27 protein-coding genes are annotated in these 25,620 nt (G+C 34.9%); 24 read left to right on the top strand and 3 right to left on the bottom strand.

What is annotated here, in order from left to right:
• Window positions 1-278: 278 nt before the first annotated feature.
• The 3 genes from D8M03_RS10645 (at window position 279) to D8M03_RS10635 (ending at window position 2,806) form a co-directional block, all read left to right on the top strand.
• Entirely contained in the window at window positions 279-668 is a 390-nt protein-coding gene (locus D8M03_RS10645; RefSeq protein ID WP_121214757.1) for a MerR family transcriptional regulator, read from the top strand.
• Between the two features lie 21 nt (window positions 669-689).
• Window positions 690-2,024, top strand: a complete 1,335-nt coding sequence (glnA, locus tag D8M03_RS10640; RefSeq protein ID WP_121214756.1) for a type I glutamate--ammonia ligase — start codon at window positions 690-692, stop codon at window positions 2,022-2,024.
• A gap of 86 nt (window positions 2,025-2,110) precedes the next feature.
• On the top strand, window positions 2,111-2,806 hold the full coding sequence (locus tag D8M03_RS10635; protein WP_121214755.1) for a peroxiredoxin family protein: 696 nt from the start codon (window positions 2,111-2,113) through the stop codon (window positions 2,804-2,806).
• Window positions 2,807-2,964: 158 nt separating this feature from the next.
• Here D8M03_RS10635 and D8M03_RS10630 read toward each other — a convergent pair whose 3' ends face one another.
• Window positions 2,965-3,741 carry an enoyl-ACP reductase FabI gene (locus D8M03_RS10630; protein WP_121214754.1) on the bottom strand — a complete coding sequence of 259 codons (777 nt, stop codon included), beginning with the start codon at window positions 3,739-3,741 and terminating at the stop codon, window positions 2,965-2,967.
• 342 nt (window positions 3,742-4,083) lie between these two features.
• Here D8M03_RS10630 and D8M03_RS10625 point away from each other — a divergent pair, with 342 nt between their 5' ends.
• Window positions 4,084-5,052, top strand: a complete 969-nt coding sequence (locus D8M03_RS10625) for a nuclease-related domain-containing protein (protein ID WP_121214753.1) — start codon at window positions 4,084-4,086, stop codon at window positions 5,050-5,052.
• 101 nt (window positions 5,053-5,153) lie between these two features.
• Here D8M03_RS10625 and D8M03_RS10620 read toward each other — a convergent pair whose 3' ends face one another.
• Window positions 5,154-5,402 (bottom strand): ferredoxin, encoded by a 249-nt coding sequence (locus D8M03_RS10620; protein ID WP_121214752.1) that lies wholly within the window; start codon window positions 5,400-5,402, stop codon window positions 5,154-5,156.
• Window positions 5,403-5,506: 104 nt separating this feature from the next.
• On the opposite strand from D8M03_RS10620, the gene D8M03_RS10615 reads away from it, so the two are divergent.
• The 5 genes from D8M03_RS10615 (at window position 5,507) to D8M03_RS10595 (ending at window position 10,791) form a co-directional block, all read left to right on the top strand.
• Entirely contained in the window at window positions 5,507-6,541 is a 1,035-nt protein-coding gene (locus D8M03_RS10615) for a YpbB family protein (protein ID WP_121214751.1), read from the top strand.
• Entirely contained in the window at window positions 6,531-7,973 is a 1,443-nt protein-coding gene (locus tag D8M03_RS10610; RefSeq protein ID WP_121214750.1) for a RecQ family ATP-dependent DNA helicase, read from the top strand. The genes D8M03_RS10615 and D8M03_RS10610 overlap by 11 nt, the downstream gene beginning before the upstream one ends.
• A gap of 190 nt (window positions 7,974-8,163) precedes the next feature.
• Window positions 8,164-8,865: a LysM peptidoglycan-binding domain-containing protein gene (locus tag D8M03_RS10605; protein ID WP_121214749.1), complete on the top strand. Its 702-nt coding sequence runs from the start codon at window positions 8,164-8,166 to the stop codon at window positions 8,863-8,865.
• 125 nt (window positions 8,866-8,990) lie between these two features.
• Window positions 8,991-9,746, top strand: a complete 756-nt coding sequence (locus D8M03_RS10600) for a metallophosphoesterase (RefSeq protein WP_121214748.1) — start codon at window positions 8,991-8,993, stop codon at window positions 9,744-9,746.
• A 76-nt stretch (window positions 9,747-9,822) separates the two neighbouring features.
• Entirely contained in the window at window positions 9,823-10,791 is a 969-nt protein-coding gene (locus tag D8M03_RS10595) for a YpdA family putative bacillithiol disulfide reductase (RefSeq protein WP_121214747.1), read from the top strand.
• A gap of 192 nt (window positions 10,792-10,983) precedes the next feature.
• On the opposite strand, the gene D8M03_RS10590 is transcribed toward D8M03_RS10595, so the two are convergent.
• Complete coding sequence (locus tag D8M03_RS10590) at window positions 10,984-11,952, bottom strand: asparaginase (RefSeq protein ID WP_121214746.1); 969 nt, start codon at window positions 11,950-11,952, stop codon at window positions 10,984-10,986.
• 86 nt (window positions 11,953-12,038) lie between these two features.
• Here D8M03_RS10590 and prsW point away from each other — a divergent pair, with 86 nt between their 5' ends.
• The 15 genes from prsW (at window position 12,039) to D8M03_RS10515 (ending at window position 25,613) form a co-directional block, all read left to right on the top strand.
• Complete coding sequence (gene prsW, locus D8M03_RS10585; RefSeq protein ID WP_121214745.1) at window positions 12,039-12,713, top strand: glutamic-type intramembrane protease PrsW; 675 nt, start codon at window positions 12,039-12,041, stop codon at window positions 12,711-12,713.
• 136 nt (window positions 12,714-12,849) lie between these two features.
• Window positions 12,850-13,644: a spore cortex-lytic enzyme gene (sleB, locus tag D8M03_RS10580; protein WP_121214744.1), complete on the top strand. Its 795-nt coding sequence runs from the start codon at window positions 12,850-12,852 to the stop codon at window positions 13,642-13,644.
• 12 nt (window positions 13,645-13,656) lie between these two features.
• Window positions 13,657-14,946, top strand: a complete 1,290-nt coding sequence (locus D8M03_RS10575) for a PepSY1/2 domain-containing protein (protein WP_121214743.1) — start codon at window positions 13,657-13,659, stop codon at window positions 14,944-14,946.
• An 83-nt stretch (window positions 14,947-15,029) separates the two neighbouring features.
• Entirely contained in the window at window positions 15,030-15,686 is a 657-nt protein-coding gene (locus tag D8M03_RS10570; RefSeq protein WP_121214742.1) for a flagellar brake protein, read from the top strand.
• Window positions 15,687-15,859: 173 nt separating this feature from the next.
• Window positions 15,860-16,534, top strand: coding sequence for a (d)CMP kinase (gene cmk / locus D8M03_RS10565; RefSeq protein ID WP_121214741.1), 675 nt, complete (start codon window positions 15,860-15,862; stop codon window positions 16,532-16,534).
• A gap of 112 nt (window positions 16,535-16,646) precedes the next feature.
• Window positions 16,647-17,792 carry a 30S ribosomal protein S1 gene (rpsA, locus tag D8M03_RS10560; RefSeq protein ID WP_121214740.1) on the top strand — a complete coding sequence of 382 codons (1,146 nt, stop codon included), beginning with the start codon at window positions 16,647-16,649 and terminating at the stop codon, window positions 17,790-17,792.
• 301 nt (window positions 17,793-18,093) lie between these two features.
• Window positions 18,094-19,404, top strand: a complete 1,311-nt coding sequence (der, locus tag D8M03_RS10555) for a ribosome biogenesis GTPase Der (RefSeq protein ID WP_121214739.1) — start codon at window positions 18,094-18,096, stop codon at window positions 19,402-19,404.
• Between the two features lie 21 nt (window positions 19,405-19,425).
• Window positions 19,426-20,439: an NAD(P)H-dependent glycerol-3-phosphate dehydrogenase gene (locus D8M03_RS10550; protein WP_121214738.1), complete on the top strand. Its 1,014-nt coding sequence runs from the start codon at window positions 19,426-19,428 to the stop codon at window positions 20,437-20,439.
• Window positions 20,440-20,537: 98 nt separating this feature from the next.
• On the top strand, window positions 20,538-20,777 hold the full coding sequence (locus tag D8M03_RS10545; RefSeq protein WP_121214737.1) for a DUF2768 domain-containing protein: 240 nt from the start codon (window positions 20,538-20,540) through the stop codon (window positions 20,775-20,777).
• Between the two features lie 20 nt (window positions 20,778-20,797).
• Window positions 20,798-21,517 (top strand): hypothetical protein, encoded by a 720-nt coding sequence (locus D8M03_RS10540; RefSeq protein ID WP_121214736.1) that lies wholly within the window; start codon window positions 20,798-20,800, stop codon window positions 21,515-21,517.
• Window positions 21,518-21,755: 238 nt separating this feature from the next.
• Entirely contained in the window at window positions 21,756-23,234 is a 1,479-nt protein-coding gene (spoIVA, locus tag D8M03_RS10535) for a stage IV sporulation protein A (RefSeq protein WP_121214735.1), read from the top strand.
• Between the two features lie 204 nt (window positions 23,235-23,438).
• Entirely contained in the window at window positions 23,439-23,711 is a 273-nt protein-coding gene (locus tag D8M03_RS10530; RefSeq protein WP_053994313.1) for an HU family DNA-binding protein, read from the top strand.
• A gap of 238 nt (window positions 23,712-23,949) precedes the next feature.
• Entirely contained in the window at window positions 23,950-24,519 is a 570-nt protein-coding gene (gene folE, locus D8M03_RS10525; RefSeq protein ID WP_121214734.1) for a GTP cyclohydrolase I FolE, read from the top strand.
• A 58-nt stretch (window positions 24,520-24,577) separates the two neighbouring features.
• Window positions 24,578-24,799, top strand: coding sequence for a trp RNA-binding attenuation protein MtrB (gene mtrB / locus D8M03_RS10520; RefSeq protein WP_121214733.1), 222 nt, complete (start codon window positions 24,578-24,580; stop codon window positions 24,797-24,799).
• A gap of 70 nt (window positions 24,800-24,869) precedes the next feature.
• Entirely contained in the window at window positions 24,870-25,613 is a 744-nt protein-coding gene (locus tag D8M03_RS10515; RefSeq protein WP_121214732.1) for a heptaprenyl diphosphate synthase component 1, read from the top strand.
• The last annotated feature ends 7 nt before the right edge of the window (window positions 25,614-25,620 follow it).

Below are 25,620 nucleotides of genomic sequence, written 5' to 3'. Positions count from 1 at the left end.
TTAGCGGTAGTCGGAAACGTAGTGCGGTTGGCAGACCATTCAGCGCGTCTTTAGACGTGGGCCAGTAACCCAGCGTTTCACGCGCAGAGAAAACCACCAGTTCGACTGGTGGTTTTTATTAATACAATAACCAATCGAAATTATTGAACATTTGATGGCAAATGTATCTAATAACTGGATAATAATTATCGAAAAAACATATGTTATTTTTCCTAACATCACATTGCAATGAGACATAACATATATTAATATAAAAACATGAAAGGGAGGAGATACTAATGAGTCGAGAGTTTCGAAGAGCCATGCCGTTACTCCCTATAAGCATGGTAATGAAATTAACGGAGTTGAGTGCGCGGCAAATTCGCTACTACGAGGAACATAAACTTATAGAACCGGCAAAATCAGAAGGTAATAGAAGGATGTTTTCGTTAAATGATGTCGATGCACTGTTAGAAATTCGAGACCTCCTCAACCAAGGAATTAACATAGCTGGGGTCAAGAAGGTATTTGACATGAGAAGTACTGGTGGTGTCAAAACAGCTGACAAAGTATCGATTTCGGATGCACAACTTCGTTCAATATTGCGTGAGGAAATACAACAAGCGCAAATATTGGAAAAGGTTTCTTTAAGAAATGGGGATTTACCTCGCATTAAGGATGAATTTTAATTAATTAGGAGAGTGGATGTAATGGCTAAGTACACAAAAGAGCAAATTAAACAAATCGTAAGTGAAAAAGAAGTTAAGTATATTCGTCTACAATTCACGGATATCTTAGGAACAATTAAAAACGTTGAAATTCCAGTAAGTCAATTAGATAAAGCGTTAGACAATAAAATGATGTTTGATGGATCATCAATCGAAGGATTTGTACGTATCGAAGAATCAGATATGTATTTAAAACCAGATTTAGATACTTTTGTAATCTTCCCATGGACAAATGAAAAAGGTAAAGTAGCACGTTTCATTTGTGACATTGCAAACCCAGATGGCACACCATTTGCTGGTGACCCACGTTCAAACTTAAAACGCATCTTAGCTAACATGGAAGAGTTAGGCTTCACTAGCTTTAACTTAGGGCCAGAACCAGAATTCTTCTTATTCAAACTAGATGAAAAAGGGAACCCTACTTTAGAGTTAAATGATGATGGTGGTTATTTCGACTTAGCACCAACAGACCTTGGTGAAAATTGCCGTCGTGACATCGTGTTAGAATTAGAAGAAATGGGCTTTGAAATTGAAGCATCTCACCACGAAGTAGCACCTGGACAACACGAAATTGACTTTAAATATGCAAATGCAGTTGAAGCGTGTGATAACATTCAAACGTTTAAACTAGTAGTAAAAACAATTGCACGTAAACACGGCTTACATGCAACATTTATGCCAAAACCATTATTTGGTGTGAATGGTTCAGGAATGCACGCAAACCTTTCTCTATTCAGCGGTGATAAAAACGTATTCTTTGATGAAACTGCTAATTTACAATTATCAGATACAGCTCGTCAATTTATGGCTGGTATCATTAAACATGCTAAAGGATTCACAGCAGTTACAAATCCATTAGTAAACTCATATAAACGTTTAGTACCTGGCTATGAAGCACCTTGTTACATCGCATGGTCAGCTCAAAACCGTTCACCTTTAATTCGTATCCCAGCATCTCGTGGTCTTTCAACTCGTATTGAGTTACGTTCTGTAGACCCAGCTGCAAACCCATACTTAGCATTAGCTGTATTATTAGAAGCTGGTTTAGATGGAGTTCGTAACGGTTTAACACCACCAGCACCAGTTGACCGTAATATTTATGTAATGAATTCTTCTGAACTAAAAGAAAATGGTATCGAAAGCTTACCAGGTTCTCTATTAGAAGCATTAGCAGAATTAGAGAAAGATGAAGTAATCAAAGCTGCTCTTGGAGAACATATCTATTCTAACTTTAAAGAAGCAAAAGAAATTGAGTATGATATGTTTAGAACTGCTGTTCACCCTTGGGAGCGCGAACAATATATTAGAATGTATTAATATTTTCAAAGAGACATCCTTAGTGGTGTCTCTTTTTTCATAGACTCATATTTTCTTCATAAACTATAAAAGAAAAGGAGAGAAATATGGGTAAAAAAATATTATCGATTAGTTTATTACTAGTAATCTGTTTTGCGCTTATCTATTCTATATATTCACATATAAATGAACGGCAAATAACGGAATCGGAATATATGGATGAAGAATTGTTTATGAAATTATTACAAGAGCCTCCGAATGAACAGGATCAAGAACAGATAGAAAATCAACAAGTGGAATTACGTTACATTGATGAGGAAATATATGTTGAGGAGGGTGATCATGACCATATTCATTCTCATGAAGAAAGTGAACCAGATGTCATTGCGGCAAAGGGTAAAGCGATTAATTTTAATTTAACAACATTAGATGGGGAAAAGGTTAAGTTAAGTGATTACCTAGGTAAAAAAGTATTGATTAATTTTTGGGCAACATGGTGTCCCCCTTGTAAAGATGAAATGCCACATATAGAGGAATATTATGAAAAATATGCTGAGAAACATAACGTAGTCATACTCGGAATAAATACAACAGACCTCGAGAGTAACGTGAAAACGGTACAAAAATTTGTACAAGACCACGAAGTTACTTTTCCAATTTTGCTAGATGAAGAGGGAGAAGTTTCAACGAAATATGAAATTTTAACTCTCCCAACAAGTTTCATAATTGATGAGAATGGAAATTTGGTGGAACAGATTATTGGACCTGTTACGGATGAAATGCTTGTAGAGAAGTTCGGGTAAACAATAAAAAGGAGGTGTCCAAAAAGTAATAATTTTTGGACACCTCTTTTCTTTCTTGATAAATATCTCTTATGAATTATTGTTCCTGCGGTGGTTGTCACCATCCTCGTCACAAAGGAGTTGTCTCAAAATGAATTTTCAGACAACTCCTTCATTTTTTATCCCATAATATTGTAACCACAATCTACATAAATTGTTTCACCTGTAACACCACGAGATAGGCTACTTAACATAACAATTGTCATATCAGCAACTTCTTCTTGGTTTGTGTTGCGTTTTAATGGTGAATTTTCTTCAATTTGACGAAGGATTGTATTAAAGCTTGGTACACCTTTCGCAGCTAATGTACGAATTGCACCAGCAGAAATTGCATTAACTCGAATATTCTCAGCACCTAAATCAGAAGCTAAGTAACGCATAGCTGCTTCAAGTGCAGCTTTGGCAACACCCATTACGTTATAACCTTCAAGAACGCGTTCAGCACCTAAGTAACTCATTGTTACAATCGAACCGCCCTCTGTCATGTATGGACGAGCTGCATTTGCAACTGCTACTAATGAATAAGCACTTGTATCTTGTGCAAAGGCATAACCTTCACGAGTTGTTTCAACAAATCGATTTTTTAAATCTTCTGCGTGGGCAAAAGCAACGGAATGTACAATTCCGTGAATGACACCAAATTGTTCTCCAATTTGTGAGAATGCTTGTTGAATGCTTTCGTCACTATTTACATCACATTCGACAACAGCAGTTTTATATTCTGTATAATCAGCTAATACTTTTTCAATTTTACTTTTTGAACGTTCTTTTCGGTATGTGAAAATGACGTTTGCTCCTACTTCTAAAAGACGTTTTGCTACTCCCCAAGCAATACTACGTTCATTTGCAACGCCCATTACGACAATGTTTTTATCTTTTAATTGTAAAATGTCCATGTCATTCGTCCCCTTTTATATCAGTTATTAGTACCAACTACTAAATAAAAGTTTAACAGTAATTCCTGTAAAAATCAATCTTAATAGAAAACTGCGAAAGTTGTTTTTTGGGTGGTTGGCAAATAACTTGAGTAGAACGACAAATAATTGTTGTAGAAAGGCAAATAACCTTTCTGGAAGAGCAAATAGTTATTGAATCCAGGCAAATAACTTTCGGTAATACATCATACTTCATCAGTTTAAATAAGATTTTTCAAGGTGCACTTTTAAGTAGAAATTCATTTTTCTAATTTTGCAAATTTCCCTTGAAATTATGTACAGTGTTTTCAAGGAGGCGGAAAAATGATTTCGATAGAAAGAAAATATCCAAAGAAATTACTTATACTCGAATCTATACTCAGAAGACTACCTCAAGATAATCCTGAGTACGAAAAATATTTAAGACAATACAAAATTGCTAAACATGGATATGAGGGCGAACTTCGAGTTGATAGAGAATGGAAGGACATACAATTAGAATTGAAACATTTTTTATTACATAGTTATCAAACGATAAATGAACATGGCACCATACATCAGATTGACACGATATTTTTATCATGTCAGTTTGTTTTGTTATTAGAGATAAAAAATATTAGTGGTACTCTTGTATTTGATGAAGATAAATATCAATTTCTTCGTACGCAAGTAGATAATACAATAGAGAGTTTTTATAATCCAATTGATCAAATTGAAAGGCATGCAATACTCATTAAAACTATAATGAATAAAATGGATTTGTACATACCAATTGAAATAGCTATTGTGATTGCTAATTCTGCAACAATTATTGGTGTTAAACCGAGGGATACTTTGATTTTTCATGTAAGTGGGTTGCGTTCAAAAGTAAATAAATTAATCTTAAAACATCCTAAACCCCGAATTACTTTAGAGCAATTGGTAAGCTTCAAAGAAACTTTGCTTGAAATGTATTGTGATGTTGAATTGTTACCCAAGTTTGAGAAAAGTAATCTAGTAAAAGGAGCAATTTGTTCAAATTGCAATTCAAGTGTTCCTATGAAATATACACGGGGTGTTTTTTGTTGTAACCGATGTAATTTTACTAGTAGAAATGCTATTTTTGAAAGTCTTCATGATTATCGTCTATTATTCGATGAGTGGATTACAAATAATAGGGTGCGTCAATTTTTTGGCATAGAGTCCATTTATTCTGCTAATAAATTGTTGAAAAGAGCGAACTTAGTATCGTACGGAAATAATCGAGGAAGAAAATACCTTATACCAAATGATATTTTGGAGAAAAGCAAATAAATTAAATTAAAAAGCAAATAAGTCAACCATAAAAGCAAATAACTCCCATAAAAAAGCAAATAAAAACCCCGTTACTTAAGAACGGGGAATTAAAAAATACATTATTCAAATTTTAGTGGATCGCCATCAAATGATTCATCAGATACTTTGATAGAATCTGTTGGGCAACCTTCAAATGCGTCTTGCATGTCTTCTAATAGATCTTCTGGAACTTCTGCTGTTCCCATGTTATCATCTAAAATAACGAAGGCAATACCTTCATCATCGTAATCGTAAATGTCTGGGGCAGCTGCACCACAAGCGCCGCAAGCAATACATGTATCTTTATCAACAATTGTATATTTTGGCATTTCTTTCTCTCCTTTTTTGACCTGCTACATCAAAGCTTCTTTTTTATTCTAAATCTGTTTAAACTACTTTTCAACATAATACTACGAAATTGGAGGATTTGATATTGATTTTTCAACAAATTATTTGGCAAATTTTCCACAAATTAAAAGAAGAACGGACGATTTCAGCGCCATTCCATTTGCTGCGTGGTAAACGTTCAGGTCAAACAATTCAAGATGTTGGAATTTTTCACCTACATCAATATTTTGGTATTTTACCGAAACTATCTCGAAAAAAATATGATGAAGAGATTAATAAATTAATTGAACAGAATTTTATTACCGTTTTTGAAAATGGCGATTATACATTAGCAAATAACTTTATCAGTGACAACTTGTTACCCTTTGATGGCTGGCATTATCGAGGAAATGAACATCTATTTTTTGCGCGGCTCTCATTAATTGTTCAAAGTCTTTCCCATAAAGAAGCGGGTGTGATGGCATTTATCCCAATACAAAAAGACCCACAAGTTCAAAAATGGGTAAGAAATTTTCTTATTTCGAATGAATATCAAGGGGGGACACTTCAACAGCAATTATTGAATGAAATACTAATCAGTCTTGAACAAGCTGAAGCCGATACAATTGTAAAAGAGGTTTTAATAAAACGGCTTGCAGGTTATAAAATCCCGGGTTACACATGGCAGCAATTAAGTATTTACGAAAATAAAGATGAGATGGATATCCAATTGCTTTATATTTCTTGTTTACATACTTGGTTAAATATTATTACATTGAATGAAAAAGACTTTCCATTATTACATAAGATAGCCGAAGATATACGGATTCATATTCCTTTAAGTGACTCTGCTTTTCAGACAGCACAACTTTTCAAAGAAGGGCACTCGCTAGAGAATATTAGCCAATACCGAAGATTAAAAATGAGTACGATAGAAGACCATATTGTGGAATTAGCAATGAATGATCCACATTTTTCAATTAACCAATTTATTTCTAATGAAGAAATGGAGCAAGTATTAACTGCAGTAGAAGATTATGATACAAGAAAGTTGAAAGTATTGCGTGAAATTTTGCCACATCTATCTTACTTTCAAATTAGATTAGTTCTTGCAAGGGGGGATACGACTAGTGCAACTTGAATCCATATTACAACAACGATTTGGTTATTCCTCTTTCAGATCGGGACAAAAAGAAGTGATAGAACAAATCCTTAACGGAAAAGACGTAATCGCGTTATTGCCTACTGGAATGGGAAAATCATTATGCTATCAACTGCCAGGCTATGTACTAAATAAGACCGTTCTTGTAATTTCTCCTCTATTATCATTAATGCAAGATCAAGTGGACCAAATGAAATTATTTGGAGAAAAGAGAGTAATTGCACTTAACTCATTTTTAAATAAAGAAGAAAAAAACCGTGTAATTAATGGGCTAGAGCAGTACCGTTTTATTTTTATTTCTCCTGAAATGCTTGCACAAAGGCAAGTGCAACAAAAATTAAATCGTATAGAATTGTCTCTAATAGTAGTGGATGAAGCCCATTGCATATCACAATGGGGATTTGATTTTCGACCAGATTATTTACGGATTGGAGAAATGTTCGGAACCTCAAGATCACCAATACTTGCTTTAACTGCAACTGCTACAAATAAAGTGTTAGAAGATATTGAGCTATATTTAAATATGAAAGAACCGTTTAAATACATACATTCTGTAGACCGACCGAATATTCATCTCAGTAAAATGTCTTTTTCGAATCGGGAAGAGAAATTGGAATGGTTATTTCAACATGTGTCCAATACTGCGGGACCAGGGATTATCTATACTCAATCTCGTTCAAAAACACATAGTATAAGTGAAACATTATTGCAAAATGGTATTTCAGCTGCAAGTTATCATGGGGGAATGGACCTTTTAGATAGACAATTTATCCAGCAACAATTTATTGAAGGAACATTGGATTGGATAGTTGCAACGAATGCTTTTGGGATGGGGATACATAAACAAGATGTAAGGCAAATCATCCACGAATCAATTCCAAGTAATATGGCCAATTATATGCAAGAAATTGGACGAGCCGGTCGTGATGGGAATGATGCCGTTGCAATTTTACTTTATTCAGAACATGATGAAGAGCTTGCGAAATTTGTAGGAATAGATGATTTGCCACTGGAACAACATGTTGATATTTTTGAGGAGTATCAGAGAAATGGGCAAGATGCTACACAAATGCTAAAACAAGGAGAAATTTCAGAGACAGCATTCCGAGTATTAAATTATTGGATGGAACAAAAAACTCCAAACGAAGTAAAAACAATTTTTCAAAATATGAAGATTGAAAAGATGCAAAAAGTTGAAGAAGTGATGAAACTTATAACTTCAGATACTTGTATGAGAGAAACGTTAGTTCACTATTTTGGACAAACTTTAAATGACAAGCCAGAGCAATGTTGTATCAATTGTGGTCTTGATTTAGCACAGTTATTAATAGCAAAAGAAGAAAAAAATCTATCTTCTTTTTCTATGACTTGGCAAGAAAGAATTACAAATTTATTAACAAAAAAATCATAAACTTTGTTTAGTTTTCATGAATTGTCGACAAAAATCTATTAAAATATCAATTACCATCATTTACTTTTTCATGAAATTTCGTCATAATTATATAAGAAGTTACTATTTACACGAATATTATTGATACAATTCGGGTTTGAGAATTTTTACTGTTTGTTTTTGCGGGCTTAGATTGTTGGAGGTGGTATTTGTGAGTAAGGAAGATTATCGAGAAAAAATTGAAGAACATCGTCAATTAATCGAAATTGAAGAGAAAAACTCAAGAATGTCTCGTACACGCCGGAAAGTAAAAAAGAAAAAACGTAAAAACCCATTAATGTCTATTCTATTATTTATATTTATTGTTATCCCAGTGATGGTATTAGTTTATGTTACTTTCCTTTATAAACCAGGTGAACAGGAAGTTGCCAAAGTTGATAATGGCGGTTCTATCGTTGAGGTTCAAAAGAATGATTCACTCGCTTCGGGTGGTAAGGAAGATAAAAAGCCAGCCATTGAAGAGAATGAAGATAAAGAAGAAAGCAAAAAACAAACTGATAAAGAAAAAGAAAATGCTAAAACTGAAGATGCAAAACAAGCAGAACTTGAGGCAGCTAAAAAAGCTGAACAAGAAAAACAAAAAGCGTTAGCGAAAGAGAAAGAATTAGCGAAGCAAAAAGAGTTAGCAAAACAAAAAGAGATTGAAAAACAAAAAGAACTTGAAAAGCAAAAACAACAGGAACAGCAAAAAGCGTCTCAGCAAAGAGTACATACGGTTCAATCTAATGAAAATCTATTTAGAATCGCGCTGAAATATTATAACGATCCAAGTGGTGTTGAGAAAATTAAGGCTGCCAATGGGTTAGGTTCAGATAGCATTTCAGTAGGACAAACATTAATTATTCCGGAATAGTGTAAATATTTTCTTTTAAACATAAAATAAATTACAATGATTTCATTCGTTTGTGTGAATGAACCGGTTGAAGACGAAGGTTATTCAAAAAGCCTCGTCTTTTTGTTTTGGAACGGAGGAAATTTATGATTGTTCTACTTTTATTTCTTGTCGTTTGCTTAGGATTCCTTTTATACATGTTCAAGCAAGCGTTCGAAAATCATGTGTTGTATCATGAACTTCAATTATCATCCGGTAAGGAAGAACAAGTCACACTTTTTTTTATATCAGATATACATGTACGAAAAATTAACAGTAAGATGATTAAAAGCATTAACAAAAAGATTGATGCAGTCATTGTTGGAGGCGATTTTGCCGATAAACGTACACCCATTACTCGGATAAAAGAAAATATTGAATTACTTAAAACGTTGGGGCCAGTTTTTTTTGTGTGGGGAAATAACGATCGTGAAGTTGGGGAGGAAACTTTACGCCAAATTTTTGATGAAAAGGAAGTCCAAATTATTGAAAATGATGCGGTAAAGCTCCCTAATATTACAAATCGTTGTTGGCTAAGCGCGGTTGATGATACTTCATCAAGAAATGTACGGATTCATGACGCTTTAAAAAAATGTTCAAATGACGAGCTTGTTATATTTATTTCCCATAATCCAGAACAATTTGTGAAAGTAAAACAAGAAGAAAATATTAAGTTGAAGTTGGGTGGTCATTTTCATGGAGGGCAAATTCGATTTGGTCCCTTTGGAATGCATCAGCCTGGGTCTTTCAAAATAGAAAAAGGTGTGGCCACTTTAATTAGTAATGGGTATGGAACAACAATGATACCATTAAGACTTGGTGCAAAACCCCAGTGTCACATAATTGACTTAAATATTATGTAGTGAAAAAAGCCAATTTCCTATTATCTAGCTGTATAATTGATTTTGTGTAGTCGTTTTTAAGGAGATGTAATTATATATGCAAACTGTAGATGCAATTATTGTTGGTGGAGGTCCATGTGGTCTTTCTGCTGCAATTGAACTACAAAATATTGGTCTAAAACCTATCGTTATTGAAAAGGGGAATGTTGTGAATGCCCTTTACAATTATCCAACACATCAAACCTTTTTTAGTACTAGTGAAAAATTAGCGATTGGTGATGTACCATTTATTATCGAAGAACGTAAACCTAGAAGAAACCAAGCGCTTGTTTATTATCGAGAAGTTGTAAAAATGAAAAATATCCAAGTAAATCGTTTTGAAAAGGTAGAATCCGTTGTAAAAAAACAGGATGGAGCATTTGAAGTTCAAACTGATAAAGCAATTTATTCAACGCCGTACGTGATTGTGGCAACTGGTTATTATGATCAACCAAACTATATGAATATTCCTGGTGAAGATTTACCAAAAGTATATCATTATTTTAAAGAGGCACATCCTTTCTTTGATACTGATGTATTAGTAATTGGTGGCAAGAATTCAGCAGTTGATGCAGCCCTTGAGTTAAATAAAGCTGGAGCGCGCGTAACAGTTGTTTATCGTGGTAGTGAGTATTCTCCAAGCATCAAACCATGGATTCTACCAGAGTTTGTAGCCCTTGTACGTAATGAAGAAATCACGATGCATTTTAATTCCCATGTGAAAGAAATTCGTGAAAAAGAAGTGGTTGTTGAAATAAACGGTGAAGAATCCACTATTAAAAATGACTTTGTTTTTGCGATGACAGGTTACCATCCAGATCATGGTTTTATCCGTGCTATGGGTGTAAACATTGATGAAGAAACGGGAAGACCAACATATGATCTGGAAACAATGGAAACTAATGTAGAAAATTTATATATTGCAGGTGTCCTAGCAGCAGGAAACAATGCCAATGAAATTTTTATTGAGAATGGGAAATTCCATGGTGGATTCATCGCCGCAGATATTTTAAAGAAAATGAAATAATGGTTGTATATGGAGATAATCTCAGGTATGGGGTTATCTCTTTTTATTATCAAGTCTATGAAGGTCACTAGAATCACATTCAAGCAGATTTTGGCTTTCATCAATTCCAAGAAGTTTGCACTATAAAATCACTCTATCCAAGCATCCTAACAAAAAATCGACACGCCTCAACGTGCCGATTTTTCTTCAACATCAATTAAAAAACTCTTTTAAATCTAAACTTTCATTTTGTTGATTTAAGCCAATTAATAATTTAAGTCGTGCTTTTTGGCCACTAATTCCTGTTGCAAAAATAACACCTAAATCTTCTAAACTTTTCCCACCGCCGACATAGCCATATACACCTTCTGCAATTCCATTAAAACAACGGGAAACAAAGATGACAGGTAATCCCGCATCCAACAACTTTTTAATCGCTGGTACAACATCTGGAGGGATGTTTCCTTGACCTAATCCTTCTATCACTACGCCATCATAGTTACAATGTAAAATGGATTCGACTAAATCGCCTTCCATCCCAGCATATGCTTTTAATAACGCTACACGTTTTTCAATAGATTGAACTTCAACGTATCTTCTTCTTATTGGTGTTTGATGGAAATGGACCATTTTCTTTGTGATTAATCCAATAGGCCCGTATTGCGGACTTTGGAAAGTATTTACCGATGAGGTCGATGTTTTTGTACAATTAAATGCCTGATGCACCTCATCATTCATTACAACCAGCACGCCTTTTTCCCTCGCATCTGGATGGATTGCCACTCGGACTGCCTCAACTAAATTGTAGACCCCGTCTGCTCCTAATTCATTCGAAGAGCGCATAGCTCCCGTTAATACAATAGGAAAGTCAAAACGAGTCGTTAAATCTAAAAAATAGGCAGTTTCTTCTAAAGTATCTGTACCATGGGTAATGACAATTCCATCCACTTCATGTTGCTTTACAAACTCAACGATTTCGTTACGTAATATTAACATTTCCTTAGGCGTAATATGAGGGGATGGTAAATTGAATATTTCTTTTTCCGTAATTTTCGCCAATTTTGAAAGGTCATTACTAATTCCGAGGATGGCATTTCTCTCATTCGGGAGTACTGCTCCGGTTTGGTCATTTAAATTCATTGAGATGGTGCCACCTGTATGAAGCAATAATATATGTTTCATCGCTATAATTTCTCCTTAAACAATCAATTTATAAGGTAATTAATGTTATAATATCATTAATCTCTAACGAAAGGAGCGTATTCAAATTGATTTTACTCTTTTCTGCTGCTGTTGCTCCAGGATTAGCATTATTTAGCTACTTTTATTTACGTAACCAAATGGCAACAGAGCCGAGAAAAACATTATTTCAAGCATTTTTATTTGGTGCGCTCATTACGTTCCCGATTATGTTTATTCAATATGTGTTAAAAGAAGAGGCAACAATTACAAACCGTTATTTAACCGAAGTACTCGTATCTAGCGGGTTAGAAGAGTTCTTTAAATGGCTTGTTATCTTGTTAGTAATCTTTCGGCATATTGAATTTGATGACCCCTATGACGGAATACTCTATGGGGCAAGTGTTTCTTTAGGATTTGCAACAGTTGAAAATGTATTATATTTATTATCTTTCGGTATTGATACAGCAATTTTAAGAGCAATCTTACCGGTATCTAGCCACGCACTATTTGGTGTTGTGATGGGCTATTATTTTGGTAAGAGTAAGTTTGCAAAAAATGATAAAGAACGGGAATATTTATTCTTATCTATTTTTGCTCCGCTTATATTACATGTTACGTATAATTCCATTTTAAGATTTGAAGGATATTGGGTTTATTTAATAGCTCCATTTATGTTTTATTTATGGTGGTTAGCACTAAGGAAAGTGAAATTAGCCCACCAACATTTAGTGCAACATTTATATGAACAAAAATATCAATAAACAACTTTTATTTCTTCACTATTTATCGTGAAGAAAATAAAAGTTGTTTTTTTTCTTGAATTTTAGGAAGTCTCTCTAAATTAAAAACGTATAAAAGTTTTTGAATTTTACATGCTATGAGAAAGGAGTGAAATAAATGGTAAGAAGTATCTTTATGACAATCATTTTAACACTTGGTACTTTTGCTATTGTGAAACCAAGCGAAACAAGTGCATTTTCAAGTCAACTTATTGAACGAGGATCATTTGGAGATGATGTAATTGAATTACAGGCGAGGTTACAGTGGTTAGGGTATTACAATGGGAGAATTGATGGGATTTTTGGTTATGGTACTTACTGGGCCGTCCGTAATTTCCAAAAAGAATTTGGTCTTGATATAGATGGTGTAGTTGGTAGTTCAACGAAAAAGAATTTAGTGAATTCTACTGAGTATCATGAAGATTGGGTAAAACAACAAATTGATAGAGGAAATCAATTTACTCACTATGGTGGAACACCACTTTCTCAACAAGTAAAAGGTGGAGGTGGCGGTAGCGGTCAATCCAAAAGTTCGGATATGCAGTTACCAGTTAAGTATTCTGAACGAGACCTTCAACTAATGGCAAATGCAGTTTATGGTGAAGCGCGTGGTGAACCATATGAAGGTCAAGTTGCAGTAGCCGCAGTTATTCTAAATCGACTTGAATCGCCTGATTTCCCAAATACAATTTCAGATATCATCTTCCAACCAGGTGCCTTCACTGCAGTAGCAGATGGTCAGATTTGGTTGACGCCAAATGAACGTGCAAAACAAGCTGTATTGGATGCAATGAATGGGTGGGATCCAACTGAAAATGCTCTCTATTATTTCAATCCTCAAACAGCAACAAGTAAATGGATTTGGTCTAGACCACAAATTAAACAAATCGGTGATCATATATTCTGCTATTAAAGGAGGGAGAACATGAAAAGCGCAATATACTTACTATCCATCGCAGTTTTAGCTTTAGGTTTGTACTCTTATGAAGTAAGGCAAGAAAATACCAACTTACAACAAACAGTACATGCACAATATACAAATGCTCTTACAAATGCATCGGAAAGATTAACGAACCTTCAAGAAGCAATATCTCAATCTTTACTTTTCCAAGACCAAGTAGCATTAGAGGCTCAACTCGATAATATTTGGAGAATGAGTAATGAGTTTCGTTCATCGATTAGTAGTTTACCTTTAAGTACAGAAGTAGCGAACGATTGGTTACGGTATGTTGGAAATATTGGAGAAGAAGCAAAGTATGTTGCAGACAATGGTGATTTTGAAGAATGGCATAAAAAAATGGGTAAAATAAATGAGAATTTAAAAGCATTGTCTGATGAATGGACAGTGGCAACGACTAGATTTTATGAAAATGATGGAGATTTTAAAAAATGGGCTTCCGTTGCTACACAAGAAACAAAGGAATCACCATTTAAAAATGTTTCTGCAAATTTAAAATCCTACACAGAAACAGATTTTCCTTTAACAGCTAGTGAATCGGATTGGAAAAAGAAACAAGAGTTACAAAACTTAACAGATAAAGAATTAACGAAGGAACAAGCAATTGATAAGTTAGAGTTGCTTATCCCTGGAATTAAAGATGCTACGTATACAGTTACAAAGAGTAAAGAGACTGCTCCATACCCGTTCTATCATATTCAATTTGTAAAAGGAAGCAGAATTGGGTATGCAGATATTACTGTAAAGGGTGGGCACATATTATCCTTCTTATCTGAGCGACCTGTTCAAGAGCATACGGGAATTACTCAACAACAAATTAAGGATCGAGTATATCAGTTTTTAGGTAGAGCAGGCTATAAAGATTTACAACTAGTAGAAATGCGTGAAAACCATGAAGCATGGCATATCTCTTTAGCAAGAGTAGTAGGGAAAGATAAAGCCCTAGTATATCCGGATGGTGTTCAATTAAAGGTATCTAAAGACAGTGGTGAGCTGCTTGGCTTTAATGCAATGGAATACGTTCAGAAGGAAACTGTTGATGAAAGCCAACCAGTAAACCCTATCGATTGGGAGACGTTCTTCCGTCCAGGTACAATTGTTGAAGAAGAAAGATTGATTTATACAGAAAACGATGCATTCCAATTAAGAAAATGCTATGAGGTAATTGCACGTTTCGACAATAAATTAAATGAAACATTTAGAGTAGTAGTGGATACAGATAACCACGATGTAATCAAAGTTGAATATATGCCATAATTTTGAAAAAAACCTAGAACCTCCTAGAAAAATCACTCGTTTCGTGCAATAATTATATTATCTTATTGTGCGAGGCGAGGAATATGAAACTAAAAATCGGGACTTCATTAATCTTAGAAGCGACTAACACAGACAAAGATGTTGATAAGTTACGCTGTAGGGTTGTCGAACAGGTTGACAATGTAATTTATATTGATTATCCAGTTAATACAATTACAAATAAAACCGCTTTTTTAGTGGATGGTGCCCAATTCCGAGCGACTTTTACAACGGAAGATAAAGTTAGCTATGCATTTAATACTGAAGTGATAGGAAGAAGAAAATGGCACATTCCTACAATCATGCTTTTGTGTCCTCCCGCTGAGGAATTTGAAAAAATGCAACGCCGTCAATATGTTCGCATACGTACTGCTGCTGATGTTGCTGTCGAATACAATAATATCTTCTATCAATATGTTACAGAAGATATTAGTGCAGGTGGTATGGCTCTTAAATTAACATCTGCTCCACCCTTTGAAGCTGGTGAGCGAATCCATACAACTATTGTCCTTCCATATAACAATGGGGATATAAAATATGTAAAAACAGATGCAAATGTTATAAGAATTTTTGAAAAAAATAATCAAACATTAGCCTCACTTCAATTCACTGATACAGACGATATAGACAAGCAATATATTGTACGTTTTTGCTTTGAACGCCAACTTGCAATGCGTCGAGTAGAAGCGCAAAAAATATGAATTTAAAAAGCCCTATTTTCATAATAGTGGCTTTTTTTGTAGACAAGAAAGATACGATTTCCGTAAACGAATGGGAAAGCATAGAGAAAGAAAATTTATTACTTCCGGTCGGAGCTACGTAAATCAAAAAATCTTCCCATTATGGTACAATGTTGTAGGAAAGTAGGGATTTTATGGCTAAAAAAATTCAAATTGCAATCGATGGTCCTGCTGGGGCTGGGAAAAGTACAATTGCCAAAATTGTTGCTGAAGAATTAGGCTTTACTTATATCGATACAGGGGCAATGTATCGAGCAGTAACGTATAAAGCAATGAAAGAAAACATAGGATTAAGTGATGAAAAATCTTTAGAAAAAATGTTAATGAATACTTCAATTGTATTAAAGCCATCTCCAAATGGACAACTTGTCTTTTTAGATGGGGAGGATGTTTCTCAACAAATTCGTTCGAATGAAGTAACTGCAAATGTTAGTGAAGTGGCAGCACATCCAATTATCCGTGAAATCCTTGTAGCTAAGCAACAAGAGTTAGCAGCTAATGGAGGAATTGTCATGGATGGACGAGACATTGGTACCCACGTTTTGAAAGACGCTGAATTGAAAATTTTTATGTCTGCATCTGTAGAAGAACGTGCGAAAAGACGCTTCATTGATAATGAAAAACGAGGGATTCCTTCATCGATTGAAAGTTTAAAAGAAGAAATTGCAAAACGAGATAAACTGGATAGTGAAAGAGAAGCCTCTCCTTTAATTCAAGCTGAAGACGCAATCTATCTTGATACAACTCATTTAAATATAGAAGAAGCGGCTAATGAAATTTTAAAACTTGCAAATGAAATTATGGGATAGACTTACTTTTATAGGAAATAGTTATATATTTGTTTATATCAGAGGAAAATTTTTGTTTTTATAAACAATTTCGAATAAAATAGAAATTGGAAGATGCGAAGGAGGGTTACATATGTCTGAAGAAATGAACTTAGGATCAAACCAAGAATTTCGTGAAGGAGATATTGTGAAAGGTGTTGCTGCACAAGTAGATGATAAAGCAGTAACCGTATCTATTGAAGGTGCACCTTTTGATGGTATTGTGCCGATAAGCGAACTTTCAAGCTTGCATATCGAAAAAGCTTCTGATGTAGTATCAGTTGGTGACAAGTTAGAGTTAATGATTACTAAAGTGGAAGAAGAAAACTTTGTCTTATCTAAACGCAAAGTGGATGCATTAAAAGCTTGGGATAAACTCGAGGCACAGTTTGCATCAGGTGAAATTTTTGAAGCGGAAGTAAAAGATGTTGTGAAAGGTGGCCTAGTTGTTGATTTAGGCGTACGTGGCTTCGTTCCTGCATCACTAGTAGAAGATTATTTTGTAGAGGACTTCGAAGATTATAAAGGCAAAACATTAACATTTAAAATTACTGAACTTGATAAAGAAAAAGGTAGATTAATTCTTTCTCACCGTGCTGTTTTAGAAGAACAAAAAGCTTCTAAAAAGAAACAAGTAATTGAAAATATTAAGGCAGGAGACGTTCTTGATGGTACAGTTCAACGTTTAGTACCATTTGGAGCTTTCGTAGATATCGGTGGCATTGATGGATTAGTACACATCTCGCAAGTTTCCCATGAACATGTGACTGATGTAAGTACTGTACTTTCAGAAGGGCAACCTGTAAAAGTGAAAGTATTATCTGTTGATCCAGCTAACGAACGAATTTCTTTATCAATTAAAGATACATTACCTGGACCTTGGGCGAATGTTGAAGACAAAGTATCAAAAGGTTCTGTATTAACTGGTACAATTAAGCGACTAGTATCATTTGGTGCTTTTGTTGAAGTATTCCCAGGTGTTGAAGGATTAGTTCATATTTCTCAAATTTCACATAAACATATCAATACACCTCATGAAGTATTAAAAGAAGGTCAAGAAGTTGAGGTAAAAGTATTAGATGTAAATGCGAATGAGAAACGACTTTCTTTAAGTATTAAAGATCTTCAAGAAAATCCTGCAAAAGAAGAAGTAATTGATTACGAACTTCCAGAAGAAACAACAGGTTTTTCATTTAGCGATGTTATTGGAGATCAATTAAAACGTTTTTCTGAAAAATAATATTTAAACACGTAATGAAGTTCATTACGGGGCTGTAGTTGACGTATTCTAGTTGGCTACAGTTTTTTATTTTTATTGAAATTGTCGCTCTACAGATCCCTCTTAATCAATGAATTTCCTCCAAGTCACAATCCAGTCCTTCTGAATGTTCGATTCAAGATTCATAGAAACCAATAGTATACCTAATATGAAATGACTTAATATTGCCACGTTTATATATCCAAATAAATGTGAAAAAATGATATTGGCAATAATTTCGTGTATAATACAAAAGATAAGAATTTGGAAGGATGAAGTACAGATGACAAAACCAGTAATCGCCATCGTAGGTCGTCCGAACGTTGGAAAATCAACAATATTTAATCGTATTGTTGGAGAACGCGTATCAATCGTGGAAGATATTCCAGGTGTAACACGTGACCGCATCTACAGTTCGGCAGATTGGTTAACCCATGAATTTAACATTATTGATACAGGCGGGATTGAAATTGGTGATGAGCCATTTTTAGATCAAATTCGCCAGCAAGCAGAAATTGCAATCGATGAAGCAGATGTCATTATTTTTATGACAAATGGTCGTGAAGGTGTAACGTTAGCAGATGAACAGGTTGCTAAAATTTTATATAAAACGAAAAAACCTGTTGTCCTAGCTGTAAATAAAATTGATAACCCTGATATGAGAGAATTGATGTATGATTTCTATTCCCTTGGGTTTGGAGAACCTTTCCCAATTTCAGGGTCCCACGGTTTAGGACTAGGGGATTTACTTGATGAATGTGCGAAACATTTCCCGAAAGAAGACGAAGAACAATATCCGGACGATACAATCAAATTTAGTTTAATCGGCCGTCCAAATGTAGGGAAATCATCCCTTGTAAATGCCTTTTTAGGACAAGAACGCGTTATCGTAAGTGACGTAGCAGGTACTACTCGCGATGCGATTGATACACCGTATTCATATAATGGACAAGAATATGTGATTATTGATACAGCGGGTATGCGTAAAAAGGGGAAGGTGTACGAATCTACAGAAAAATATTCTGTTTTACGTGCATTAAGAGCAATTGAACGCTCCGATGTTGTGTTAGTTGTTTTAAATGGTGAAGAAGGTATTCAAGAACAAGATAAGAAAATTGCTGGATATGCCCATGAAGCAGGTAAAGCGGTAATCATTGTTGTAAATAAATGGGATGCAGTAGAAAAAGATGAAAAAACAATGAATCATTATACACAACAAATCCGTGAACATTTCTTATTCTTACACTATGCGCCGATTATTTTTGTTTCGGCAAAAACGAAACAACGTGTACATCAAATTTTAGATATCGTACAACGTGTAAGTGAAAACCACGCAATGCGTATTCAATCTTCTATTTTAAATGAAGTCATTGAAGATGCAGTTGCACGTAATCCAGCTCCAGCTGATAAAGGTCGTCGTTTACGTATTTACTACACAACACAAGTAGCTGTAAAGCCACCAACATTCGTTACATTTGTAAATGACCCTGAATTAATGCATTTCTCTTACGAACGTTTCTTAGAAAATCGTATCCGCGAAACGTTTGACTTTGAAGGTACGCCAATTCGTTTAATCGCACGTGCTCGTGAGTAACGAAATGAAGGGGGAATTGAAATGGAAAATGTAACGGTGTTAGGTGCTGGTTCTTGGGGAACTGCTCTTGCCATTGTTTTAGCTGAAAATGGACATCATACGCTTTTATGGACACATCGAGAAGAACAAGCAGTTGAAATTAATGAACACCATACAAACCAAAAATACTTGCCAGAAACAAACCTTCCTAACAATTTAGTTGCAACAAGTCACTTAGAAAAAGCGATTGACCATAGTGATGTTGTGGTAGTCGCTGTACCGACAAAAGCAATCCGTGAAGTTTGTGAAAAGATGATGACGTTTCTAAATAAAAAAGTTTTATTTGTTCATGTCTCTAAAGGGATTGAACCAAATTCATTAATGCGTATTTCGGAAATGTTGCAAGAGTCACTATCGGCTGATGTCATTGAAGAAATTGTGGTTTTATCAGGCCCAAGTCATGCCGAGGAAGTAGTTTTACATCACCCGACAACCATCACAGCAGCAAGTAAAAATTTATCTGCTGCTGAAAAAGTTCAAGATTTATTTATGAACCAATATTTCCGTGTTTATACAACGGATGATGTTGTGGGAGTGGAACTTGGCGGTGCATTAAAGAATGTTATTGCATTAGCTGCTGGGATTTCAGATGGGTTAAATTACGGTGATAATGCAAAAGCAGCCCTCATTACACGTGGTTTAGCTGAAATCACTCGTTTAGGTGTAAAAATGGGTGGTAATCCTTTTACATTTTCAGGTTTAACTGGAATGGGCGATTTAATTGTTACATGTACAAGTGTTCATTCCCGAAACTGGCGTGCTGGAAACATGCTTGGTAAAGGGATGAAATTAGAGCAAGTGCTTGATCAAATGGGAATGGTAGTTGAAGGCGTAAGAACAACCAAGGCCGCTTATCAGCTTTCTCAAGAGTATAAAGTTCCTATGCCGATTACTACTGCTCTCTATGACGTGTTATTTAATGATAAAGAGCCAAAAATTGCAGTGGACGAGTTAATGATTCGCACGAAAAAACGTGAAATAAACGATTTACAATAACAAGTGATAATTGTGGAGGTATGCAAGATTGTACCTCCTATTATTTTGATACTAATTTTTTTGAATACATAAAGTTTATCGAAAGGTGGTTTTCGTCAATGGATTATTTAATGCTTGCTTCAGCAAGAGGACCACTTGCAAGTATGCATGCCCTTGATGTGATGTGGGTTTCCTTTTATTCCATTGGTGCCATGTTAATATCCGTGTTAATCGTTACAGCAGCGCGGAAATGGGTGAATAATGGAGTATTATCATTTATTATTAGACTTTTTGCGTTTGGCTTATTTTCAGTAGGAACAATTTTAATGCTACTCGTTGTTCTTACATGGCCAAATTAATAAATAGAGGTGGAATATCTATGAGTAGAAAATGGAGCATGTTTTTAATGCTCATCGTTGCTTCTGTTTTACTTTCAGCGTGTATGTACCCGGAAGAAGAAAAGGCTGGGGCAAACATTCCATATGAAGACCAATTAGCTGACGTTCAAAGCGCAGTTGAAAAATACCAAGCTGATACAGGTGTTTTACCGATTCAAGACAGAGATATGGATACGGATATCTATATTAAGTACCCAATCGATTTCTCAAAATTAGTTCCGAAATATATGGCGAAACCACCAACGAATTCTTACGAAAAAGGTGGAATATTCCAATATGTTATTTGGGATGCTGAAAATAATCCAACTGTAAAATTAGTAGATTTACGTTCGGCAGAAACGATTCGTGATTTAAATATACGTTTTACAACAACAACATACCCGACTTATAAAGAACCAATTACAAATTATATCTATACAATTGATTTTAAAAAAGTTGGTTATAAAGAAGATGTAACGGTACCAAGTCCATATTCAAACAATCAACTTCCGTTAATCGTGACTACGGCCGGTAAAGTATATGTAGACTATTCAATGGATTTAAATCAATTTATTATGGACAATAACTTAACGCCTAAGCCAGGTGAAGATATTCGAAATCTATTAGTTGAGGCTTATCCGGTTCTTCCTGCTTATTCATTACCTTATACTGTCGATGAAAATAATGAACCTGTTTTTATGTATGAACCTACTAAAAAATAAACATGAACTAAAGCGTTTTCTACTAAGGTAGAGGCGCTTTTTTTACTGTCCAATCCGTAAAACTCAAGATGAGTTTCTCCCTTTTTAAAAGAAAAAATTTTTCTCTTAGTCTTATTATTGTTATATGCACATATACATTAAGAGAAATCTTATTATCTACTTCTTAGTTTTTGTCCATTGGCATTTCATATTTGATGATTTACACACATAAACTTAATTACGTAAAGGAGGAGCTACAATAGGCGAAGAAATCTTTCATCAAATAGCAGAGCGTACGAATGGGGATGTATACATTGGTGTTGTAGGGCCTGTGAGGGTGGGTAAGTCTACGTTAGTGAAGAAAATGATGGAGTCAATTGTACTCCCGAACATCACAAGTGAAGAAGACCGCAAAAGAGCACTGGACGAGCTGCCACAAAGTTCACCTGGTCCTGTTATAATGACAGCTGAACCTAAATTTGTTCCTGCACAAGGAACTGAAATTACAATTGGGGAAAGTGAAATTCCTTTCCGCATTCGTTTCGCAGATTGTGTTGGGTATATTATCGATGGGGTTAAAGGGTATGAAGATGAAAATGGTCCAAAATATGTTCACACACCTTGGCATAATGAAGCGATTCCATTCCAAGAAGCTGCAAAGATTGGAACTGATAAAGTAATTCGTGATCATGCGAACATCGGAATCGTTGTAACAACAGATGGTACTGTAAACGGTATTCATCGCGTAGCTGCTGAAGTGGCAGAGGAACAGATTGTGGATCAATTAAAGGAAATTGGAAAACCGTTTGTCATTGTATTAAACTGTCAAATGCCAAGCCATAGTAATACACAAGCATTGCGCAACCAGTTGCTAGAAAAATACAATGTACCAGTTATTCCAGTAGCAGTTGATCAAATGAATGCGAAGGATATGGAATACATTCTTCAAGAGGCACTTTATGAATTCCCGATTGAAGACATTGAAGTTGAAAAACCAGATTGGCTTGATGTGTTAGATTCTACACATCCATTAAACTTAACTTTAACAGATGCTGTAAGTAATGTATTAAATTCAGTAACAAAAATACGAGACGTTTCCCAAGCAGCAAACGAGCTTCGTGAAATTGATTTTGTTGAAGAAAGTGAAATCGAGCGAGTAGATGCTGGTCTTGGTGTTGCCACTGTTCGCGTTACATTAAAACCAGAAATTTATAAAGCGGTGTGTAATGAATGGCTTGACTCTCCGATTGACACGAAAAAAGACTGGCTGTTATTCATTAAAGAAGCAGCTGAAGCAAAACAAGCGCATAAACGTTTCCGTGAGGCTATTGAGGAAGCTAGTGAGCATGGCTATGGTGTTACTCTACCGACTATGGAAGAGTTCGAACCAAGTGAGCCAGAAATTATTAAACAAAACAACTTCTATGGTGTTCGAATGAAAGCATCGGCACCGTCCTACCACATTATTCGTGTGGATATGGAAACAGAGTTTGCTCCATTAATAGGTACAGAGTTTTATAGCCAACAGTTATTAAAAGATTTACAATATGCTTATAAACATGATCGTGAGCAACTATGGCAAACGCAACTCTTTGGTACAACTTTGCATGAGGTACTAAAAGAAGGTATTCGTTATAAAATGAATGCTGTACCTCTTAATGCGAAGAAAAGAATGCGTCAAACGATCGAAAGAATGGTTAATGAAGGTGAACGTGGTTTAGTAACTTTCATTATCTAAAATTGTATAAATTAACAAATTTTAGGTTAATCTAATAACAGGAACTTTTCATTTTTCGGGTGAAAAGTCCTGTTATTTGTTTTTTGTATGAAAAAATACATTTTTATAGCGAAAAACATGGACAAATACAGTTGCACCAAGGATTTCTATATGTTACTCTTTTTACATGATTTAGCTTCTACCCTTTGAGAGGAGGTGAATGGTGTGAATAAAACAGAATTAGTAAACTCTGTTGCTGAAGCTGCAGGTCTTTCTAAGAAAGACGCTTCTAAAGCAGTTGAAGCTGTATTTGATACAATTCAAGATGCTCTTGCAAAGGGTGACAAAGTACAATTAATCGGTTTTGGTAACTTCGAGGTACGTGAACGTGCAGCTCGTAAAGGACGTAATCCACAATCAGGTGAAGAGATCGAGATAGCTGCAAGTAAAGTACCTGCTTTTAAACCAGGTAAAGCTCTTAAAGATGCTGTAAAATAATTCAGTATTCGCAGTTACATAGGGCAGTCGTCATGGACAAGCATGATGACTGCTCTTTTTAAATGTTATTAGATTTAGTACTTACATAATAAATACATAGTCATCAGAACAAATTATTTACATAACAATTGATTTGAATTTTTCTATTAACTTAATAACCCCTTTTTGCGAATATAGAAGGGATATGCTACGATTCATTTTGACGATCATTGCATCATAGGTTTAGGAGGATATAATAATGTCGAATGTCGATTTAAATAAAATAGAAGAAGCTGTAAAAATGATTTTAGAAGCTGTTGGAGAAGATGTTAATCGTGAAGGATTATTAGATACACCATCACGCGTGGCAAAAATGTATGAGGAAATGTTTAGTGGCTTAAACGAAGATCCAAGAGAATATTTCAGCACAGTATTTAATGAAAATCATGATGAATTAGTACTAGTAAAAGATATCCCATTTTATTCAATGTGTGAACATCATTTAGTCCCTTTTTACGGTAAAGCCCATGTTGCTTATCTACCTAAGGAAGGAAAAGTAGCTGGCTTAAGTAAGCTTGGAAGATGCCTTGAATCCGTTGCACGTAGACCACAACTTCAAGAACGTATCACAGCAACTGTTGCAGATTCAATTATGGAAATGTTAGATCCATATGGTGTGTATGTTGTTGTAGAAGCAGAACACATGTGTATGACAATGCGCGGATTAAAAAAACCTGGTTCTAAAACAGTAACATCTGCGGCGCGTGGTGTTTACGAAACAGACGATGTTTTACGACGCGAAGTGATTTCATTTATTCAAATGTCTTAAAACTAGCTTTTGATTATGTTATGATGTACAAGAATATATTTAATGAGGAGAAAAGAATATGACAAATCCTGATTATATTATTATCGAAGCTGAAGAGGATGGCGTTCACGTTATCGGTTTAACAAGAGGCACAGATACGAAATTCCATCACTCTGAAAAATTAGATGCTGGCGAAGTCATGATAGCACAATTTACAGAGCATACTTCAGCAATGAAAATTCGAGGAAAAGCTAAAATTATTTCGGCTCACGGTATTGTAGAAAGTGGTTCGAAAAAATAATTATTTTATGACCAAGTTTTGATGCAATTGTACTGTTCAATTGCACTTAAAGTAGAATGGAGTAATATCTATGGATGCAACATACATTCAAGAGTCAATCGAACAATTAAAAACAAACATTTTCATGCATGTTCGTCATAGAACATTACTGCAATATACTGGAGAACCAGTTTTAGATGAAAATCAATTGTTTTATTTGTTAATGCCATTTTTAAATGGAGAAAAATGGAATGAACAAATTCATAAAAGTGCGATTACAGTTGGAATTGTACATGCCTCACTTTCTGAGCATGATAAAATAGATGAAACGAATGCAACGAGTAAAGAGCAACAATTAACAGTTCTCTCTGGTGACTATTATAGTGGTCGTTATTACGAGATTTTAGCTCAAGCTGGCAATATACCGCTGATAAAACAGTTATCGGAAGGTATAGCAGTTCGTTGTGAGCATCAAATTAAAGTATATGAAGTTAATTCATTAACTTTAGACAATTGGTACGAATCAATCTCAGTAGTAAAAACAGAGCTAATCAAACGTTTCTATCAAGTTTATGGATTTGAACAATATAGTACATTTATGCATACTAGCCTACTATTGATTCAATTACAAAAAGAACTCCGCAATTTACAACATGGGAATAAGTCTTTGATACTAGAGAAAATGGTAGAAAGTGCAGCAAAAGAAGGGCAACCTCTTGAGTTATTGTTACAGCAAAAAATAGATGTGCTAAATGATTTACTCCATGAATATCTTCGTTCGTCTACCATTAAGGACGAATTAAAGTTATACATAGAGCAACAAATTAGTAGTTGATGTGTAG

The organism is Ureibacillus endophyticus (assembly GCF_003628435.1).
In the GTDB taxonomy this organism is placed as follows: Bacteria; Bacillota; Bacilli; order Bacillales_A; family Planococcaceae; genus Ureibacillus; species Ureibacillus endophyticus.
This window is presented reverse-complemented; position numbering and strand designations above follow the sequence as displayed.

Bases quoted from the DNA above. Each gene is read 5' to 3' on its own strand.
- D8M03_RS10645 (WP_121214757.1), top strand. From the start codon at position 279: ATGAGTCGAGAGTTTCGAAGAGCCATGCCGTTACTCCCTATAAGCATG.
- glnA (WP_121214756.1), top strand. From the start codon at position 690: ATGGCTAAGTACACAAAAGAGCAAATTAAACAAATCGTAAGTGAAAAA.
- D8M03_RS10635 (WP_121214755.1), top strand. From the start codon at position 2,111: ATGGGTAAAAAAATATTATCGATTAGTTTATTACTAGTAATCTGTTTT.
- D8M03_RS10630 (WP_121214754.1), bottom strand. From the start codon at position 3,741: ATGGACATTTTACAATTAAAAGATAAAAACATTGTCGTAATGGGCGTT.
- D8M03_RS10625 (WP_121214753.1), top strand. From the start codon at position 4,084: ATGATTTCGATAGAAAGAAAATATCCAAAGAAATTACTTATACTCGAA.
- D8M03_RS10620 (WP_121214752.1), bottom strand. From the start codon at position 5,402: ATGCCAAAATATACAATTGTTGATAAAGATACATGTATTGCTTGCGGC.
- D8M03_RS10600 (WP_121214748.1), top strand. From the start codon at position 8,991: ATGATTGTTCTACTTTTATTTCTTGTCGTTTGCTTAGGATTCCTTTTA.
- D8M03_RS10595 (WP_121214747.1), top strand. From the start codon at position 9,823: ATGCAAACTGTAGATGCAATTATTGTTGGTGGAGGTCCATGTGGTCTT.
- D8M03_RS10590 (WP_121214746.1), bottom strand. From the start codon at position 11,952: ATGAAACATATATTATTGCTTCATACAGGTGGCACCATCTCAATGAAT.
- sleB (WP_121214744.1), top strand. From the start codon at position 12,850: ATGGTAAGAAGTATCTTTATGACAATCATTTTAACACTTGGTACTTTT.
- D8M03_RS10575 (WP_121214743.1), top strand. From the start codon at position 13,657: ATGAAAAGCGCAATATACTTACTATCCATCGCAGTTTTAGCTTTAGGT.
- D8M03_RS10570 (WP_121214742.1), top strand. From the start codon at position 15,030: ATGAAACTAAAAATCGGGACTTCATTAATCTTAGAAGCGACTAACACA.
- cmk (WP_121214741.1), top strand. From the start codon at position 15,860: ATGGCTAAAAAAATTCAAATTGCAATCGATGGTCCTGCTGGGGCTGGG.
- rpsA (WP_121214740.1), top strand. From the start codon at position 16,647: ATGTCTGAAGAAATGAACTTAGGATCAAACCAAGAATTTCGTGAAGGA.
- der (WP_121214739.1), top strand. From the start codon at position 18,094: ATGACAAAACCAGTAATCGCCATCGTAGGTCGTCCGAACGTTGGAAAA.
- D8M03_RS10550 (WP_121214738.1), top strand. From the start codon at position 19,426: ATGGAAAATGTAACGGTGTTAGGTGCTGGTTCTTGGGGAACTGCTCTT.
- D8M03_RS10545 (WP_121214737.1), top strand. From the start codon at position 20,538: ATGGATTATTTAATGCTTGCTTCAGCAAGAGGACCACTTGCAAGTATG.
- D8M03_RS10540 (WP_121214736.1), top strand. From the start codon at position 20,798: ATGAGTAGAAAATGGAGCATGTTTTTAATGCTCATCGTTGCTTCTGTT.
- folE (WP_121214734.1), top strand. From the start codon at position 23,950: ATGTCGAATGTCGATTTAAATAAAATAGAAGAAGCTGTAAAAATGATT.
- mtrB (WP_121214733.1), top strand. From the start codon at position 24,578: ATGACAAATCCTGATTATATTATTATCGAAGCTGAAGAGGATGGCGTT.
- D8M03_RS10515 (WP_121214732.1), top strand. From the start codon at position 24,870: ATGGATGCAACATACATTCAAGAGTCAATCGAACAATTAAAAACAAAC.